Raw genomic sequence first — 14,588 nt, forward strand, 5'->3', positions numbered from 1 at the left:
ACCGCGCTGACGGTGAAGACAGCTGCGGCGAGCAGAAATCCGATTCCGAAGAAGAAGGTCATGACGACGGGGTCGAATTGCCCGGACAGGATGCCGACGTAGCCCTCGATGCTCGGCGAGACCGTATTGAACTGGACCGCGAAAAGCAGGGCCGAGAGTCGCACCCAGGCCGCGGCGATCAGCCCGAGAAAGAGGGCGAAGAGACTGAGGTTGGTGCGTCGCTCCCAGACGAGCTCAAAACCGGCACGGATACTGACTGGTTCGCCGGCCTCCCGTTGACGCGCTGCGACATAAAGCCCCGCCGCGAGGAAGGGGCCCAGCAGGAGAAGGCCCGTGAAGAAGGCGATCGTAAACCAGGGCAGGGCCCAAGTCAGGGTCATGGTGAACCAGCAGGCAAGGGTGAAGAGCGTGCCGTACAGGAGACTGCTCCGGGGAGCAGCGGCGAAGGTGCGAACGCCCGCGGCAAGCCAGTCGAGCGGCTCCGCGACGTCGACCTGGTGGATCGAGGGTACGGTTTCCGCAAAGGAGGGGTGAGCGGTTTGCGTTTTCATGGGTGAAGGTCCTCGTTTCTGATGGGCTCTGAAGCCGAGTGTCCTTCCAATTCCGACGACGTCCTTGGCGATCCGATCCGCGACCGCGTTCAAAGTTCACCTGAGCCGAGTCGAATCCGTGCGCAGCGCGTTGCCGTGCCGAGCGTCGCCTGTTCATTCAGCCCCCGCACGATTCCGAGCGTGAAGACGATGAAAGCGCGACCGCGGAAAACGCCGCCGTAGGCGGAGGACAGCGTACCCTCAAGCCGCGTTTCGTCGGCGCGACCGGCCTCACGCCGATCGCCTCTGAACGGCGGGGTCCGAGCCTGGTAAGGCTTCTTGCCGCCGACACGCTGGGGCGCCTCGCGATCGCACCTGCCATGCTCCCGGTCGGAGCCGTCACCGCCTTGGTCGGGGCCCCTATCCTGCTCGTCTTGCTATTGCGCGGGCAGCGTTGAGCCGTGCTGGCGATCGAGGCGCTTCACTTCTGCTATTCGGGCGCGCCGGTCTTGTCCGGGCTTTCGGCGCAGGCCCCGCCCGGGGTCCTGATGGCCGTGCTCGTACCGAACGGGGATGGTGATCGCCCACGAGGGTTTGTTCCGGCTTCAATTGGGCCTGGGTGTCGCCTTGGCGCTGTCCGTGATCCTCGGTCTGACCGGGATTCACCGCGGGGTCATCCTCTGGGCGGGCCTGGTCTTCTTCTCGCTCGCCAGCATCGCCGTCATCGGCTTCCCAGACCTCTGGACCATTCGTCACATGGGGGTGCTCGCCGCCGGGATGCTCGCGACCGCCACCTGGTTCAGCGTGCTGATCCGCAAGCCCTTCACGCTTGACTATGCCCGCGCCCACACGGACCGGTCGCTCTGGTCGCGGCGGTGGCGGCGGGAACGACCCGGTATTTCTGCGCACGAACTTCATCCTCACCTCGGTCTGGGGCACGATCTTTACGCTCAACGCCCTGCTGGCCTTCGGCAAGATCGAATCCGTCCTGCTCCAGCCCTGGCAGTACGAGACCATCAGCTATGTGCTGCTGGTCTGTGGCGCGATCCTGACCACCTGGTATCCGAATTGGGTCAGGTCCCGCGCGACGCGCACCGCGCCTGTGCGGGGGAGTGAGGAGTCCGTTCGACCATGACTGTTCCCCTCGCCCTCATCACCGGCGGTGCGCAAGGCATCGGGCGCGCCCTGACGCAGTCGTTCCTGGCCGAGGCGTGGCGGGTGGTGGTGCTCGACCGCGATGCCGATGCCCTCGACGAGCTGACTGCCGAGCAGGGGAGTCCCTTCCTACTCGGGCTGGCGGCCCGACGTGGGTGAGTGGACGGCGGTCGCTGCTGCCTTCGCCGCGCTCCAGGCGTGGCAGGAACGGGCGGGCGAGCCTGCCGGTCTGAACCTGCTGGTGAACAACGCCGGTCTCGCCGACCCGGTGAGCGGCCCGCTTGAAGCGCTGTCGCTCGCGGGGTGGCGGCGCTGGCTGGACGGTCACCTGACCGGGGCCTTCCTCTGCACCCGCTCGGCGATTCCGGGGCTGCGCGTTCGCCGGGGCGCCATCGTCAACATCGCCTCGACCAAGGGCGGGCTACTGGCCTTCACCCATGCCGCGGCGATCAGTCTCGGGCCGCTGATCCGCGTCAATGCGGTCAGCCCCGGCTGGATCGAGACGGGACCCCTCCAGAAGTCGGCCCACCGGCGCGCTCCGGACCAACGCCCGATCGATCAGGCCCAACATGCGGTCGGACGGGTGGGCGATCCTGCCGATATCGTGGCGGCGGTCCGCTTCCTTGGCAGCCCGAGTGCAGGGTTCATCACCGGCCAGAACCTGGTCGTCGATGGCGGTATGACCCGCACCATGATCTATGCGGAGTGAGGTAGCGGCGGTGCGTGGGTCACCTCAGCCGCCCTCGGGCGACGGATTGGTCTACCCTCCAAGTTACCAGGTCCGCAGTCCGGGGTAAGCCGTGCTTGTCAGAGCGACCGCCGGCTCTACGAGGCCGCCAAGAAATCACTGGATTGGATCGGCGTTGTAACGCGGGTCCTTGGGGTCGGTGGTCTCGATCGGCGAGGTCGGCTTATCCGAAGGCGGTGCCTCGATGGAGATCGGCTCGGCGCCAGGCACCTGGCTTTGCGGGGCGCCTTTTTCGCTCGCCGTGACCGCACCAACCTACGCGAGAACGCAGCGTTGCCAAACCGCACCGGCCCTTTTCAAAATGATTGACCATTACAATAACGTGCATTATCAGGGCGAGGACACAGATCGATTCGAGATTTCGAGGGCACGATGTCGAGGAAACATCCCATCATTGCGGTGACCGGCTCCTCCGGCGCCGGTACCAGCACGGTCAAGAATGCGCTGGAACACATCTTCAAGCGTGTCGGTGCGAGGGCGGCCTTTATCGAGGGAGACAGCTTCCACCGCTACGACCGCGCAACCATGAAGGAGGAGCTGGCTCGCGCCAAGGAGAGCGGCAGCAACCTGAGCCACTTCGGCCCCGAGGGGAATCTGTTCGACAAGCAGCTGGAGCTGTTTCGGAGCTACGGCCAAACCGGCACCGGGTTGCGCCGGTTCTACGTGCACAACGAGGAGGAGGCGGCACGCCACGAGTGCGAACCGGGCACGTTCACGGAATGGGATCCGATCCCGCCGGATACCGACCTGCTGTTCTACGAGGGGCTGCACGGCGGAGTCGTGGATGGCGACATCGACCTGGCGGCGGAGGCAGACTTGCTGATCGGCGTGTGCCCGACCATCAACCTGGAGTGGGTGCAGAAGATTCATCGAGATACCCGCGAGCGCGGCTACAAGCCCGACGATGTCAAGGACGTGATCTATCGGCGCATGTACGACTACATGCACTACATCCTGCCGCAGTTCTCCAAGACACACATCAATTTTCAGCGCATTCCGGTGACGGATACCTCAAACCCGTTTTGCGTGTCACACATTCCGACCGCCGAGGAGAGCCTGGTGCTGATCCATTTCCTCAAGCCCAAGCCGAGCGTCGACTACAAGATCAAACTCAAGGGGCTCATCGACGGTTCGATGATCACCGGCTTCAACACCCTGGTGATCCCCGGCGGCAAAATGATGTATGCGATGGAGTTGATTCTGACCGAGCGAATTATGGAGTTGATGAAGCGGCGTGGGCATCTGGATGACGCTGATTGAGGTCGCGCCGGTGGGAAGCGTGTTCGGCATGCCGCCACCATGCCGCCTGTTGTGAGCTACCTTTCATCGTGTCATCGAATCGTTCGGCCACTGAAGGGTCTACCCGATGCTGCTCAGCCACTGCGAACCCTGTTCCACGTCGTCAGGATCCCGTCTGGCGATCCCGCTCCTGCTCGCCGGAATACTTTGCGGTCCTCGGGCTGCGGTCGGGGCGGAGGCCGCTGGACCCCCTCCGGTCGATGCCTGCGCGCTGCTGACCAAGGCGGATGTCGAGGCGGTGTATGGCTCGATTGTCGGCGAGCCCAACGGCAAGGAGCTCGGTAGCGGGCCGTTTTGGGTGTCGATGTGCAACTACGACAACGCCCATACCGACGCGCCGATGCTCAGTGTGGGACTCTTGGTCAAGGCGCATGGCGCTGCTGACCCGACTCAAGCCTACGCCGATTACGCGGACGCGTTGCGCCGCGAGCTCGGCGACGTGGCTGTTTCCGTACCGGTCGAAGGTCTTGCCGGACCCGCCGGCTGGGATGCGGAGACTGGTCAGCTCACGGTGTTCGAGGGACCGTACCAGATCATCCTGACAGCCGCCGGGCGGTTTTCCGGAGACCGACGGAGCTTCGGGAAGCAGATCGCGGAGCGCGTGTCGGGGCGCTTGCCCAAGCCGTAGCAGACGGGCGCGTCGACCGGTGAACCACATCCGATGCCCGTTATGATGCCGTCTGATCCTTGGGGTAAGGATCTCGCGCTTCGGCCCAGAGTCGTATCTCGCCATCGACGACTCTGATCTTATAGTCGCCGATCAACCGGTCGTCCGCGGCGAAGCGGCGTGATCGTTTGCGCTCGACCAACGCCTTGACGAGGATCACCGAGGCAAGGCTCGAGCGCGCCGGATCGAGCAAGGCGTCGAGGAGATCTGTCCTGCCGACGAAATCGGCGAAGACCACGGCATTCCAGGTCGCCCAGCAGACCCTTATCAGGGTCTCGCTTTCGGGGTCTGCCGGCGACAGGCCCATAGGATCGAGGGTGGGGGTCACAAACGCCAGGAAGGTGGCGGAGATCTTCTTCTGCTTGGTGTTTTTTCGCTTGAGCAAGGACATAGGTGTCGGTGGTCGGATCACGTCGGGATAGAGTGGACAGGACTCGGCATCGCCCTCCGTCGCGACGCTCTCGGGTGGCGTGCGCCGAGCTCGGTTGCCGATGGATCGCGGCAGTATCGCGCACGAGCATTGAGGTTGCACCAACGTGGGCACTGCGAGGGCATCCCGTGGTCGCGTCCATCCTTCTCCGCAGCCGACCAGGCCGAGTGCGCCCGTGTGGGCATTTCCGGCGGATTCGCTACGGCGAGGGGCTCACCGAGAGTCGGCTGGGGTGGATACAGCCGGTGTTGGTCAATGCGGGGGAGTTGACCCGGGCGGGCTCGGCGGGGGTGAAGACGAAGCCGTATGTGGTGCGGTAGGGATTCCCCGCAGGATAGGATCCAGCTCAAGCGCAGGTCATGATTCACCGGATCACGCATGGCGTTACAGCAAGGGGCACCGTCCGCGGCTTGCCCACCGCAGCCCGAGGGTAGGATCAGCATGAGCATTGGACAGAACACGCTGGATTGGCTGCGAACCGAGCTGTTCCAGGTCGAAGCGGCCTGGTCGGAGGAGACCGCGCGCGGGTTCCGCTGGTGGCCGCATCAGCAGGCGCAGACGCTGGAGGTCATCGGCCGGGACGCCGGGCCGGACGGCGCGCCGGCGGCTCTGTTGCTGGTGCGCACCGAACTGCTGCGCGACCTGGATCTTGGCGAGGAGGTCTTGGCAGTGCTGCAGGGGGTCACGCTGCGCACGGCGGGGATGGCCGGCCCGGTCTATGACCCGGCACGCCGCACACTGGACCTCTGCACGCTGGTGCGGGTGTATGCCGACATCGACGGCTGGATGCGGCGTCTGATCGGCCTGGCCGCCATGCTGCAGATCCGTGATGCCGATCGTGGCGCGTCGGCCATTGCCGAGACGGTTGGTGCGGCGCCCGCCCGGAGTAGCCATCCCGAGCGGGGTTTGCGCGCGGAGCTGGATGACCTGATCGCCGAGGCCCTGCTGCGGCTCGATACCGAGGGCCGGGCGGCGTCGCGGTGGCCGGGCGCGGATCTGGCGCGGTTCGCCGAGTCCTATCTGGATCAGCCCCCTGCCCTCTTGGGATCCGGAGACGCGACGGGCTTCACGGTGGAGTTCCCCCACGGCAAGCGGGCCTCCTCGCTCTGCGAGGTCGCCACGGATCAGACCCACCCCTGGTATGGCCACGGCCTTGCGTTGCGGCAGCGGTTCCCTGTGCTGGTGACATCGGACGTGGAGGGTCGGCACTTGGCGCTTGAGCTGAATGCTCGCGCCCTGAGCGAGGCCCCGATGGGCTACGGTTTCGGCAGCTTCGGCTATGAGGAGGGGACGCTTGCGTTCCAGGCGTTCTTCCCGAACACGGCCTATCAGCCGGGGTTGGTGACGAATCTCTATCTGTCGTGCGCCGAGCGGGCGCGGATGCTGTCGGTGCTGCTGACCGCGGTGGATTGGACGGAGGAGTCGTTCGATCCCGGGCGGTCGGCGGCTGGGTTGGATTCAGCCGGTGTTGGTGAACGCGGATGAGTTGGTCGGAGCGGGCGCGGCCGGGGTGACGACGACGCCGTATGTAGTGAGGTAGGCACGGCGGCACCGGATCGAATCAGGCGGTTCATTCATCGGGAGATGACGATGGCGCTGACCACTCCAGCAGAGTCCTTTGCCGAGGCGCAGGCCGCGATGACCAACGGCGATTGGGATGGCTTCTTCGCCACGCTGGATCGCGATGATCTGATGAAGATCGCCGCGAACGGAGTGAATCGCCTGGTCGGCCAGGGTCCGAGCGGCGCAGCTATTCTCCGCGACCTCGGTGCCGAGCATTCGATCAACGCGGAGATGGTCGCCGAGCTGATTGCCGGCGTGGAGCGCATCGTATCCTCGGCCCGTGCCGCACCGTCCGCAGATCACCGGGCGATCGTCGGTGGGTACGAAGATTTGCTTAAGCGGATGCTGAAAGGAATCGCCGATCCGGGGCGGTTTGCGGCGGCGTTGGAGAGGACGTTTCGCGCGGCCGGTTCCGGCGGCTCGGTCTCGTCGTCCCTTTTCGTCGGCGAGCGCCTGGAGGGGGTCGAGATCGACGGCAACCGAGCATGGGGCACCCGACGTCTCGCCGGTGGCGAGGTCGAGGACATCGGGTTCGCCAAGCGCCGTGGCGGCTGGTTCATCCGGTTATTGGCCCGTCGACCACGCGCGAGGGGCCTGAGGCCCGGCGGCGAGACGCAGTCGCCTCGCTCCGAGGACCTCGACACATGACCGGCGATGATCCGCTCCAGTCGTTGTATCTCGCCATTGCGCGCTCTGATCAACCCGACGGAGCGCGCCGCATTGCCGAGCTTTGCGCGGCCGGTGTCCATCGCGATGCTGTGTTCGAGAACGGTTGCACGCCGCTGACCGAGGCCATCCAGGGCGGCATGGGTAGCTCGCGCGCGGTTCAGGTGCTGCTCGCGCATGGCGCGGACCCGAACCGGCGCGATCGCAATGGCTGGACGCCGTGGGGCGCCTGTTTCGCGGCCCGCGACAATCCGGTGGTCGCCAAACGGCAACAGCGGATCGCCGATCTCTTGGTCGCTGCCGGAGCCGACCTCTTCGCCGTGGCCTATGGCGACCCGCGCGCGACCGCCGCTTTCCTCGCGCGTGATGCAGGCCATACGGCTCTCGCCGATGGGTTGCAGGCCGCGATGGACCGGGGCCGATCCGCCCCGCCATCCGAGCAACCACCGGCACCCCATGCCAAGTTCGCGGCACTCGCCGAGCAGCATACCGCCGGTCCGAATGTCGGGTTGACGACCGAGGCCCTGATCCGGCAACTGGAGCTGTGGGATCAACGCTATGGCGTCACGGTCGGCGAGGTGACGGACAACGCCCTGCGGGTCACCTTCGCCAGTCTCCCACGCGACCTGTCCCGGTTGATCGCGTCGCTCGGTGCGCTATGCCCGGAGCTGCTCAAAGGCTACGGCGATGCAGCCGGTCTGGCGAGCGTCTCGGAGACGGCACAGCGCGAGGGCTGGTGGACACCGGCGGCGGCAAAGAAGATCGCGGCGGCCGACCCGGAAGACCCGAGCTTCATCGCATGGGCGCTGGGCCGATCGCTGAAGGCCACGCATTCGATCGCCTTGTGGTGGGACTGAGCCCATCCGGCAGATTCTGAGGATGATACGCGAGAAGCAGATTTTATCCGGCCCTTTGGCCGTGCTATCTTTTAATGCAGGCAAAATGATTTCAACAGGTGATGTCATGGCGAGTTTGAGTGTGCGCGGGCTCAACGCAGAGACGGTCGCGACTCTGAAGTCGATGGCCAGCGAGGAGGGTTCCAGCGTGAATGCCCTGGTGTTGCGGCTGATCGATCAGGGGTTGGGAAAACTGCCTCGTCAGATCAAACGCCATCACGATCTCGATGCACTGATGGGCGCCTGGTCCGCCGAGGAAGCTGCGGCATTTGATGCAGTGTGCCGCGATTTCGAGCAGATCGATCCAGCGCTGTGGAGAGAGACCCTTGCGTCCGATCCTCATTGATACGAATGCCTATGCTGCGTTCATGCGCGGCGATCCGGAGATCGGGCGTGTGGTCACCCACGCCGAACGGCTATGTCTCTGCATTACGGTTCTGGGCGAATTGCTTGGCGGCTTTACCGCGGGTGGTCGCGAAGCGAAGAATCGTGCCGAGCTGGCCCAATTCATGGCTTCGCCGCGCGTGGCGCTACTTCCGATGACGACCGACACGGCCGATCGCTACGCGCTGGTTTATGCGGGTTTGCGTCGTCGGGGGCGACCGATTCCGTCCAACGATCTGTGGATCGCCGCCAGTGCGCTGGAGCATGGAGCCAGCGTGATGACCCTCGACGAGCATTTTGATCAGGTCGAGGGGTTACGTGTCGGCAGACGGCTGGACGATTTTCTGCCCTGAGCGACCTACCCACTCTTCTCGATCACGAAGCGCACCCGCGCCACGTCCTTGCCCTTGGTCAGCTCGGCGACGAAACCCTCGAAACGCTGTTTGATCTCGGCCGCCGTGCAGGGCGCGCCGCCGTCGGTGAGCGCCGAGAGCACAGCCGGGGTTCGGTGAGGACGACCCGCTCAAGTCCGCTCAGGATCTCCTGCAGGGCCTTGACGAAGGCGGGACCGATCGGGTCCGGTAGCTGCTCGCTGGCGAGAAACGCCTGCACAGCCGCGCGACCCTCCTGGCTGCTGGCCAGATCGATATTGGCGGCAACGGTCGGATCCGCCAGGTTCGTGAGCAGCGTCTTCGTCCAGCTCTTCACGAGATCGTCGAGCATGGTACCGAGGCGAGCGATCCGGTCGCCGGCCGTGGTCCCGGAAAACGGCTCCTCGACCGGACGGAAGGTGCAGTGCGGGCAGACGGGGGCGGTGTCCAGATCCTGTTTGGTGAGACTGAAACAGGTCTTCAAACCGAAAAGGCTGTTTTGGTAATCCTGGAGCTGCTGGGCCGGCATCGTCTCGACGGTCGCAAGCTGTTGCAGCTGCTTGAGCCGAGGATCCTGTCCGAGGCGGGCCTTGAGCTGATCGTCGGTCGCCCCGAGCCTCAGCCGGGCGTGACGGTCGAGGTAGACGTCGTGGTAGGCGGTCTTGAGCTGGGCGAGCGTCTGGCCCAGCACGCGCTGGAAGCCGGCGTCGGCGCGGTGCTTGGGACTGGTGACCTTCGCCATCAGCTCGCCGCGCCGCTCGCGCATCTGCTCGATCCAGCAGCATCTCCAGGGCATCGAGCACCGCCGTGCCGAGCTGGCTCTTGACGCCGCCGGCAATCCAACGCAGCCCGTCTTGAGCCGCCTGCGCGCGATTCGCGCGCGTAATCGACATGCTGAAGATCGGGTAGTCGGGCGCGGTGTCGTTGAAGTACTGGCCGTTCTCGCGATTGAACGAGAGGAACTGCCTGCTCAAGGTCTTGAGGATCTCGCCCAGGACCGTCTCGACGGTGGTCTTGAGAAACTCGGCGTGGCGCTCCGGGAGCGGGAGCAGAAGGCACAGATCGTCGCGCAGCTCCTCGACGGTGGCGCCGATGAGGGCAAAGATATCACTGGTCGTCAGCCGATGGACCGCCAGCGCGTGGATGATCCGCAGCGCCGCGGACCGGTACTGGGGACGGGTGAAGGCTTGCTGAATCCGGGCTGCGAGGACATCGGCCTTCTCGATGACGTCGCGGATCTCGGGGATCGAGCGGAACGACGGATTGTCCTTGAGGTTCTGCCAGTAGGCATCGTAGGCGATGAGGCCGGGCTCGTCGGTCGGCACCGCATCGGCGAGCAGACGACGAATCGCGGCGCTCAGCGTCTTGAGCACCTCGCGTTTCTACGCGACATAGACGCGCTCGAAGGTGTCGAGATAGACCGGGTGGACCGGAAACAGGCGGACGAACTCGTCCATCCGCTCATTCATCGCGCCGTAGAGCGGCGCGAATGGCGTCAAATGCTCGCGCACCAGGGCCTGCTGTTGGGCGTCTTTCTTCAGGAGCCGTTCGACGACGACGTGGGCGACGTCCTCACGGGCGATGCGCATCAGCTCCTGCTCGTTGTTCGCGCGCAGATAGTCCAGCAGCTCGTCGAGGACGAAGAGCAGGCCCTGCTCGGGAAACCGGGTCGTGAATGCCGCCATCATGTCGCCAAACACGTCCTTATGGTTCTTGATCGCCTCCTCGGGCGGAACATCGAAGTCGATCCCGTGCGCCGCGAGCTGATCCTGAAGCGTCTCCATGACGAACTGGCGCAGCGGCATGGACGAGTTGATCTCGGCACGGATGACGATGAACCGTCCGGCGATCGTGGCGGCCTTTTCGGCGACCTTCGGGTGCGTGATCAGGTCTGCGAAGTCGCCATGCTCGGCGATGGCGGAGATCACGGCCTGCAGGTGCGATTTGCCGGTCCCGTAGTTGCCGACGACCATGATGCCCTTGTTGTCGGACGGGATCTCGAACTGGAGTTGCGAGAAGACGACGTCGATGAGCTGCTCGCTCATGCGAGATGAGCGAGCGGCCGTCGTAGTCACCCCGCCAGGTCGCGACCAGTGTGCGGTTGCGCGAGAGGCTCTGCAGCAGACGCAACGGATTCTGTTGCAGATCAGGGTGAAAGAGCATCTCGATGTTGTCGAGCAGAACGACATCGCCGACCTGCTCGGCAAGGATGTCGTCCAGCATGCGGGCCACCCGCAGCGTGCGCTGACGGGCGGTCAGGTCGAGCAGTCGCTCGGCCAGGGCCAGGTTGAGGTTGACGATTGGCCAGCCATGCTTGGTCGCGAGATCGCGCAACGCGGTAGTCTTGCCGGTACGATGATGTCCGACGACGAGGATCAGCCGGTGGTAGAGCTGCGGTGCCTGCTTGACCTGCCGTTCGATGTCATACAGATGCGGACTTAACATGGCTTGTTGCCTCCCTGGATCGCTTTTCCCGGCTTCAAAAGGCAAGTCGATGCCGCTTTAGGAAACGGCGTTCTTGCACCGATTTGCGCTCCTGAGTGCCCGAAGCAGAACCCAAGCCATTCATCGCTGCCCCGGCGGAGGCATAAAAAGTGGATTCCGGAACGCCTTTTTCGGCAGGTCATTGACCTGACAACATCGCGGACCGATCAGGCGGTGGCTTTCGATCGGCGTGAGGGTATCACCGGGTCAGGCTCTCTTGCATGCCGTCGGCGATCATTCCCGGCGATGCGAGGACATGCGGGATGTCTACATCGAGCCGATGCGATGTCGATCAGGTCTACCGAAGAGGAGTCTCACCATCTTCAGGAAGAAGAGATGTGGGCACGGAGTGCAGGAGTCAGTTTCGGTAACCCCGATCCGGTGCCCCGCCGGCCATAGGCACAGCACGGGCACAGCCTGGGCACATGGCCCAAAACAGCATCTTCAGGTCAGTGTGCCCGGGATCTGGGCAGGAATCAGGGACGTTGTCGCGAAGTAAGACTTCAGGTTTCCGATGGCAGGAAACGATCGGCGTAGGCCGGTCGCGTGCCGAAGCGGTAACTACTTGAAAATGCTTTGAATTGGCGCGCCCGACAGGATTCGAACCTGTGACCCCAGCCTTCGGAGGGCTGTACTCTATCCATCTGAGCTACGGGCGCTTTGGGGATTTTCGCTGTCCGGAGTGTTGCGATTCGATGTGGAATCTAAGGTCCGGTTCAGCGAAGACCCTAAAGGATACTGCGATCCGCTGCGGTCGTCCATGCCGATATTGCGCCCGAGTTGTGCACGACCCGGCCTTCGGTCGACCCGTCCGAGCTTACTCGACGTCGAGCATGCCCTTGAGCGCATGCAGATGGCTCAAGCCGCGGGCCTTGCGGTTCTCGGGAGTCTCGTCGCGCGCGTTGTCCCAGCGCAGCTGATCCTTGGGCAGCTCGGCGAGGAAGCGACTGGGCTCGCTGGTCACCCACTCGCCGTAGCGTTTGCGCCGACGGGTGAGTGTGAAGGTGAGTGTGCGCTGGGCGCGGGTGATGCCGACATAGGCAAGGCGGCGCTCCTCCTCGATGGTTTCTTCCTCGATGCTGGTGCGGTGCGGGAGCAGCTCTTCTTCCATGCCGACGAGGAAGACGTGCGGGAACTCCAGCCCCTTGGCCGCGTGCAGGGTCATGAGACTGACCCGGTCGCCGCCTTCGTCCTCGTCCTGGCGCTCCATGACGTCCATTAGGGTGAGATGGGTTGCCATCTCGGCGAGCGTCTTCTCCTGCAGCTCGCCCTTGTTGAGTGCGCCGAGCCAGTCGAGCAGATCGGTGACGTTGGAGTATCGGCGGTCGGCGACGGCCTGGCTGGAGGCGTTCTCGCGCAGCCAGGCGGCGTAGTCGATCGTCTCGACCAGCGCGCGCATGGTCCCGACGGGGTCGGTCTCGCCGCGACGGGCGTGCTCGGAGACCAACGCGGTGAAGGCGTAGAGGCGCTCGCGTTGGCGCTCGCTCAGGTGCTCGCCGAGACCCAGCTCGCTGCAGGCATCCAGGAGATGGACGCCGCGCTCGCGGGCATAGTTGGCGAGTTTCTCCAGGGTTGTCGGGCCGATCTCGCGCCGCGGGGTGTTGACGATGCGCAGGAAGGCGGCATCGTCCTGCGGGTTGGCGATCAGGCGCAGGTAAGCCATGACGTCTTTGACCTCGGCGCGGGCGAAAAAGGACGTCCCGCCGCTGAGGACGTAGGGCACGTTGTGCTCACGCAGGGCCTTCTCGAAGGGACGAGCTTGATGGTTGCCGCGATAAAGGATGGCGATGTCGCCGAAATCGGCCGCTTCGGCGAACTTCAGATGCAGGATCTCGGAGACGACCTGCTCGGCTTCGTGGCCCTCGTCCTTGCAGTGCAGGACGCGCGGCGGCTCTCCAGGGCCGTGCTCGCTCCAGAGTCGCTTCTCGAAGACGTGTGGGTTGTTGGCGATCAGGGTGTTGGCAAGTCCGAGGATGCGCGCGCTGGAGCGATAGTTCTGCTCCAACATGATGACCTTCAGATGCGGGTAATCGGTCTGCAGCCGGGCCAGGTTTTCGGGCCGCGCGCCGCGCCAGGCGTAGATGGATTGGTCGTCGTCGCCGACCACGGTGAAGGCTGCCCGCGGTCCGACGAGCCGGCGGACCAGGTCGTATTGCGCCCCGTTGGTGTCCTGGTACTCGTCCACCAGTAGATAGCGGATCCGCCCCTGCCAGGTCTCGCGCAGCTCCGCATGCTCGGCGAGCATCCGGGCCGGGCCCAGGATGAGGTCGTCGAAATCGACCGCGTTGTAGGCACGCAGACTGCGCTCGTAGTCGGCGTAGAACGCGGCGAGCCGGGCCTCGAAGTCGTCTTCGGCCAGGCTTTCGGCCTGCTCGGGGTCGATCAGGTCGTTCTTCCAACGCGAGATGCGGTGTTGGATGGCTGCCGGGCTGAAGGCATCACCGCCCCTGGTGTGGCGCAGATGCTCCTTGATCAGCGCCTCGGCGTCTTGGGCGTCGAGGAGCGAGAAGCGCGGCCGCAGGCCGGCGCACTCCGGGTGTCGACGCAGCATGTCGAGCCCCAGCGTATGGAAGGTGGAGATGGTCAGGCCGCGCGTCTCGGCGCCCCTGGTCCGGCTACCGACGCGCTCGCGCATCTCGCGCGCGGCTTTGTTGGTGAAGGTGAGGGCGCAAATGTGGCGCGGCGAGATCCCGCCTTGACCGATGAGGTGGGCGATCTTGCGGGTGATAACACGGGTCTTGCCGGATCCGGCGCCGGCCAGGACCAGGAGAGGCCCGGCGGTGTAGTGCACCGCTTCGAGTTGTCGGGGGTTGAGTCCGGTCATGCAGGGTCCTGTGGCGTGAAGGCGACCCGGTCGGCGTATCGCGCGAGGTTGCCTCCGGTTCGGGCCGTCAAAGATACCCGATCGGCCCGGGTCAAGTGCGTGTCCGGATGAGGCAATCCGGATGCGTTCGTACTACCATGCAGGTCTTTCAATCGACGGTGAGATGGTGGCCCCGTGACGAGAACGATCCTGCTGACGATCCCGCTGCTGCTCTGCCTCGGGACAGCGTACGCGCAAGAGGAGCAGCCGGCGGCTGCCGGAGGCGGCTTTCTGGAGGCGCCGACGGTGATTCCGTCTCCGATCACCGGCGAGCCGGTGGAGCCCGAGATCACCATCATCGAATCCGGCGACGATGTGATCTACGAGTACCGGATCCGCGGGGTGCTCTATATGGTCCGGATCCAACCCCAGTTCGGACCGCCCTACTTTCTCTTCGACAGCAACGGCGACGGGATCCTGGACATGCAGGAGAATGCGGCGAACAACGTCTCGATCCCGCAGTGGGTCCTCTTCGAATGGAATTGAGGTCGCACTTGGGCTGACACGTCGATGTCGAGTCCGCGGGCGATTC

Annotated in this window: 17 protein-coding genes, 1 tRNA gene and 2 pseudogenes; 12 read left to right on the forward strand and 8 right to left on the reverse strand. The window is 64.7% G+C overall.

What is annotated here, in order from left to right; genetic code table 11:
- On the reverse strand, nt 1-551 hold a 551-nt coding region (locus tag GPT33_RS03290), incomplete at its 3' end, for a DUF2189 domain-containing protein (protein ID WP_296805845.1).
- Between the two features lie 305 nt (nt 552-856).
- On the opposite strand from GPT33_RS03290, the gene GPT33_RS03295 reads away from it, so the two are divergent.
- From GPT33_RS03295 to GPT33_RS03320, 6 genes are all read left to right on the forward strand, one after another.
- The gene (locus tag GPT33_RS03295) at nt 857-988 is read left to right on the forward strand and encodes an iron chelate uptake ABC transporter family permease subunit (RefSeq protein ID WP_296805878.1); all 132 of its coding nucleotides are present in this window, start codon (nt 857-859) and stop codon (nt 986-988) included.
- Nucleotides 989-1,103: 115 nt separating this feature from the next.
- Nucleotides 1,104-1,646: a hypothetical protein gene (locus tag GPT33_RS03300; RefSeq protein ID WP_296805846.1), complete on the forward strand. Its 543-nt coding sequence runs from the start codon at nt 1,104-1,106 to the stop codon at nt 1,644-1,646.
- Between the two features lie 15 nt (nt 1,647-1,661).
- The gene (locus tag GPT33_RS03305) at nt 1,662-1,844 is read left to right on the forward strand and encodes an SDR family NAD(P)-dependent oxidoreductase (RefSeq protein WP_296805847.1); all 183 of its coding nucleotides are present in this window, start codon (nt 1,662-1,664) and stop codon (nt 1,842-1,844) included.
- Nucleotides 1,837-2,394: an SDR family oxidoreductase gene (locus GPT33_RS03310; protein WP_296805848.1), complete on the forward strand. Its 558-nt coding sequence runs from the start codon at nt 1,837-1,839 to the stop codon at nt 2,392-2,394. The genes GPT33_RS03305 and GPT33_RS03310 overlap by 8 nt, the downstream gene beginning before the upstream one ends.
- Nucleotides 2,395-2,805: 411 nt before the next feature.
- Entirely contained in the window at nt 2,806-3,693 is an 888-nt protein-coding gene (locus GPT33_RS03315) for a phosphoribulokinase (RefSeq protein ID WP_296805849.1), read from the forward strand.
- A gap of 106 nt (nt 3,694-3,799) precedes the next feature.
- Complete coding sequence (locus tag GPT33_RS03320; RefSeq protein ID WP_296805850.1) at nt 3,800-4,360, forward strand: hypothetical protein; 561 nt, start codon at nt 3,800-3,802, stop codon at nt 4,358-4,360.
- A gap of 40 nt (nt 4,361-4,400) precedes the next feature.
- Here the strand turns inward: GPT33_RS03320 and GPT33_RS03325 are convergent, their stop codons facing one another.
- On the reverse strand, nt 4,401-4,784 hold the full coding sequence (locus GPT33_RS03325; protein WP_296805851.1) for a hypothetical protein: 384 nt from the start codon (nt 4,782-4,784) through the stop codon (nt 4,401-4,403).
- Nucleotides 4,785-5,270: 486 nt separating this feature from the next.
- Here GPT33_RS03325 and GPT33_RS03330 point away from each other — a divergent pair, with 486 nt between their 5' ends.
- The 5 genes from GPT33_RS03330 to GPT33_RS03350 all read left to right on the forward strand — a co-directional run bounded on the left by GPT33_RS03330 (nt 5,271) and on the right by GPT33_RS03350 (nt 8,691).
- Nucleotides 5,271-6,314, forward strand: a complete 1,044-nt coding sequence (locus GPT33_RS03330) for a hypothetical protein (RefSeq protein WP_296805852.1) — start codon at nt 5,271-5,273, stop codon at nt 6,312-6,314.
- A 105-nt stretch (nt 6,315-6,419) separates the two neighbouring features.
- A complete protein-coding gene (locus tag GPT33_RS03335; protein WP_296805853.1) occupies nt 6,420-7,040 on the forward strand; it encodes a hypothetical protein in 621 nt (206 codons plus the stop codon).
- Entirely contained in the window at nt 7,037-7,915 is an 879-nt protein-coding gene (locus GPT33_RS03340) for a DUF4253 domain-containing protein (RefSeq protein WP_296805854.1), read from the forward strand. The genes GPT33_RS03335 and GPT33_RS03340 overlap by 4 nt, the downstream gene beginning before the upstream one ends.
- A 22-nt stretch (nt 7,916-7,937) precedes the next feature.
- A complete protein-coding gene (locus GPT33_RS03345; RefSeq protein ID WP_296805855.1) occupies nt 7,938-8,300 on the forward strand; it encodes a hypothetical protein in 363 nt (120 codons plus the stop codon).
- Nucleotides 8,281-8,691, forward strand: coding sequence for a type II toxin-antitoxin system VapC family toxin (locus tag GPT33_RS03350; protein ID WP_296805856.1), 411 nt, complete (start codon nt 8,281-8,283; stop codon nt 8,689-8,691). The genes GPT33_RS03345 and GPT33_RS03350 overlap by 20 nt, the downstream gene beginning before the upstream one ends.
- 5 nt (nt 8,692-8,696) lie before the next feature.
- On the opposite strand, the gene GPT33_RS03355 is transcribed toward GPT33_RS03350, so the two are convergent.
- The 6 genes and pseudogenes from GPT33_RS03355 to GPT33_RS03380 all read right to left on the reverse strand — a co-directional run bounded on the left by GPT33_RS03355 (nt 8,697) and on the right by GPT33_RS03380 (nt 14,017).
- Complete coding sequence (locus GPT33_RS03355) at nt 8,697-8,786, reverse strand: hypothetical protein (RefSeq protein WP_296805879.1); 90 nt, start codon at nt 8,784-8,786, stop codon at nt 8,697-8,699.
- Nucleotides 8,750-9,475: a DUF6079 family protein gene (locus GPT33_RS03360; protein ID WP_296805857.1), complete on the reverse strand. Its 726-nt coding sequence runs from the start codon at nt 9,473-9,475 to the stop codon at nt 8,750-8,752. The genes GPT33_RS03355 and GPT33_RS03360 overlap by 37 nt, the downstream gene beginning before the upstream one ends.
- Nucleotides 9,476-9,545: 70 nt before the next feature.
- Nucleotides 9,546-10,898 (reverse strand): annotated as a pseudogene (locus GPT33_RS03365) (DUF6079 family protein); the annotation flags it as partial.
- Nucleotides 10,819-11,154: pseudogene (gene brxF, locus GPT33_RS18855) on the reverse strand (BREX-3 system P-loop-containing protein BrxF); the annotation flags it as partial. The pseudogenes brxF and GPT33_RS03365, both read right to left, overlap by 80 nt.
- A 621-nt stretch (nt 11,155-11,775) precedes the next feature.
- Nucleotides 11,776-11,852: transfer RNA gene (locus GPT33_RS03375), tRNA-Arg, on the reverse strand.
- A gap of 158 nt (nt 11,853-12,010) precedes the next feature.
- Entirely contained in the window at nt 12,011-14,017 is a 2,007-nt protein-coding gene (locus GPT33_RS03380) for a UvrD-helicase domain-containing protein (protein ID WP_296805859.1), read from the reverse strand.
- Nucleotides 14,018-14,191: 174 nt separating this feature from the next.
- On the opposite strand from GPT33_RS03380, the gene GPT33_RS03385 reads away from it, so the two are divergent.
- Nucleotides 14,192-14,542: a DUF2782 domain-containing protein gene (locus GPT33_RS03385; RefSeq protein ID WP_296805860.1), complete on the forward strand. Its 351-nt coding sequence runs from the start codon at nt 14,192-14,194 to the stop codon at nt 14,540-14,542.
- The last annotated feature ends 46 nt before the right edge of the window (nt 14,543-14,588 follow it).

The sequence above is a fragment of the Thiocapsa sp. genome (genome assembly GCF_011390875.1).
Classification (GTDB): Bacteria; Pseudomonadota; Gammaproteobacteria; order Chromatiales; family Chromatiaceae; genus Thiocapsa.

Coding starts and splice junctions, on each gene's coding strand:
- GPT33_RS03300 (WP_296805846.1), top strand. CDS start 1,104: ATGGTGATCGCCCACGAGGGTTTGTTCCGGCTTCAATTGGGCCTGGGT.
- GPT33_RS03305 (WP_296805847.1), top strand. CDS start 1,662: ATGACTGTTCCCCTCGCCCTCATCACCGGCGGTGCGCAAGGCATCGGG.
- GPT33_RS03315 (WP_296805849.1), top strand. CDS start 2,806: ATGTCGAGGAAACATCCCATCATTGCGGTGACCGGCTCCTCCGGCGCC.
- GPT33_RS03320 (WP_296805850.1), top strand. CDS start 3,800: ATGCTGCTCAGCCACTGCGAACCCTGTTCCACGTCGTCAGGATCCCGT.
- GPT33_RS03330 (WP_296805852.1), top strand. CDS start 5,271: ATGAGCATTGGACAGAACACGCTGGATTGGCTGCGAACCGAGCTGTTC.
- GPT33_RS03335 (WP_296805853.1), top strand. CDS start 6,420: ATGGCGCTGACCACTCCAGCAGAGTCCTTTGCCGAGGCGCAGGCCGCG.
- GPT33_RS03340 (WP_296805854.1), top strand. CDS start 7,037: ATGACCGGCGATGATCCGCTCCAGTCGTTGTATCTCGCCATTGCGCGC.
- GPT33_RS03345 (WP_296805855.1), top strand. CDS start 7,938: ATGATACGCGAGAAGCAGATTTTATCCGGCCCTTTGGCCGTGCTATCT.
- GPT33_RS03360 (WP_296805857.1), bottom strand. CDS start 9,475: ATGCGCGAGCGGCGCGGCGAGCTGATGGCGAAGGTCACCAGTCCCAAG.
- GPT33_RS03380 (WP_296805859.1), bottom strand. CDS start 14,017: ATGACCGGACTCAACCCCCGACAACTCGAAGCGGTGCACTACACCGCC.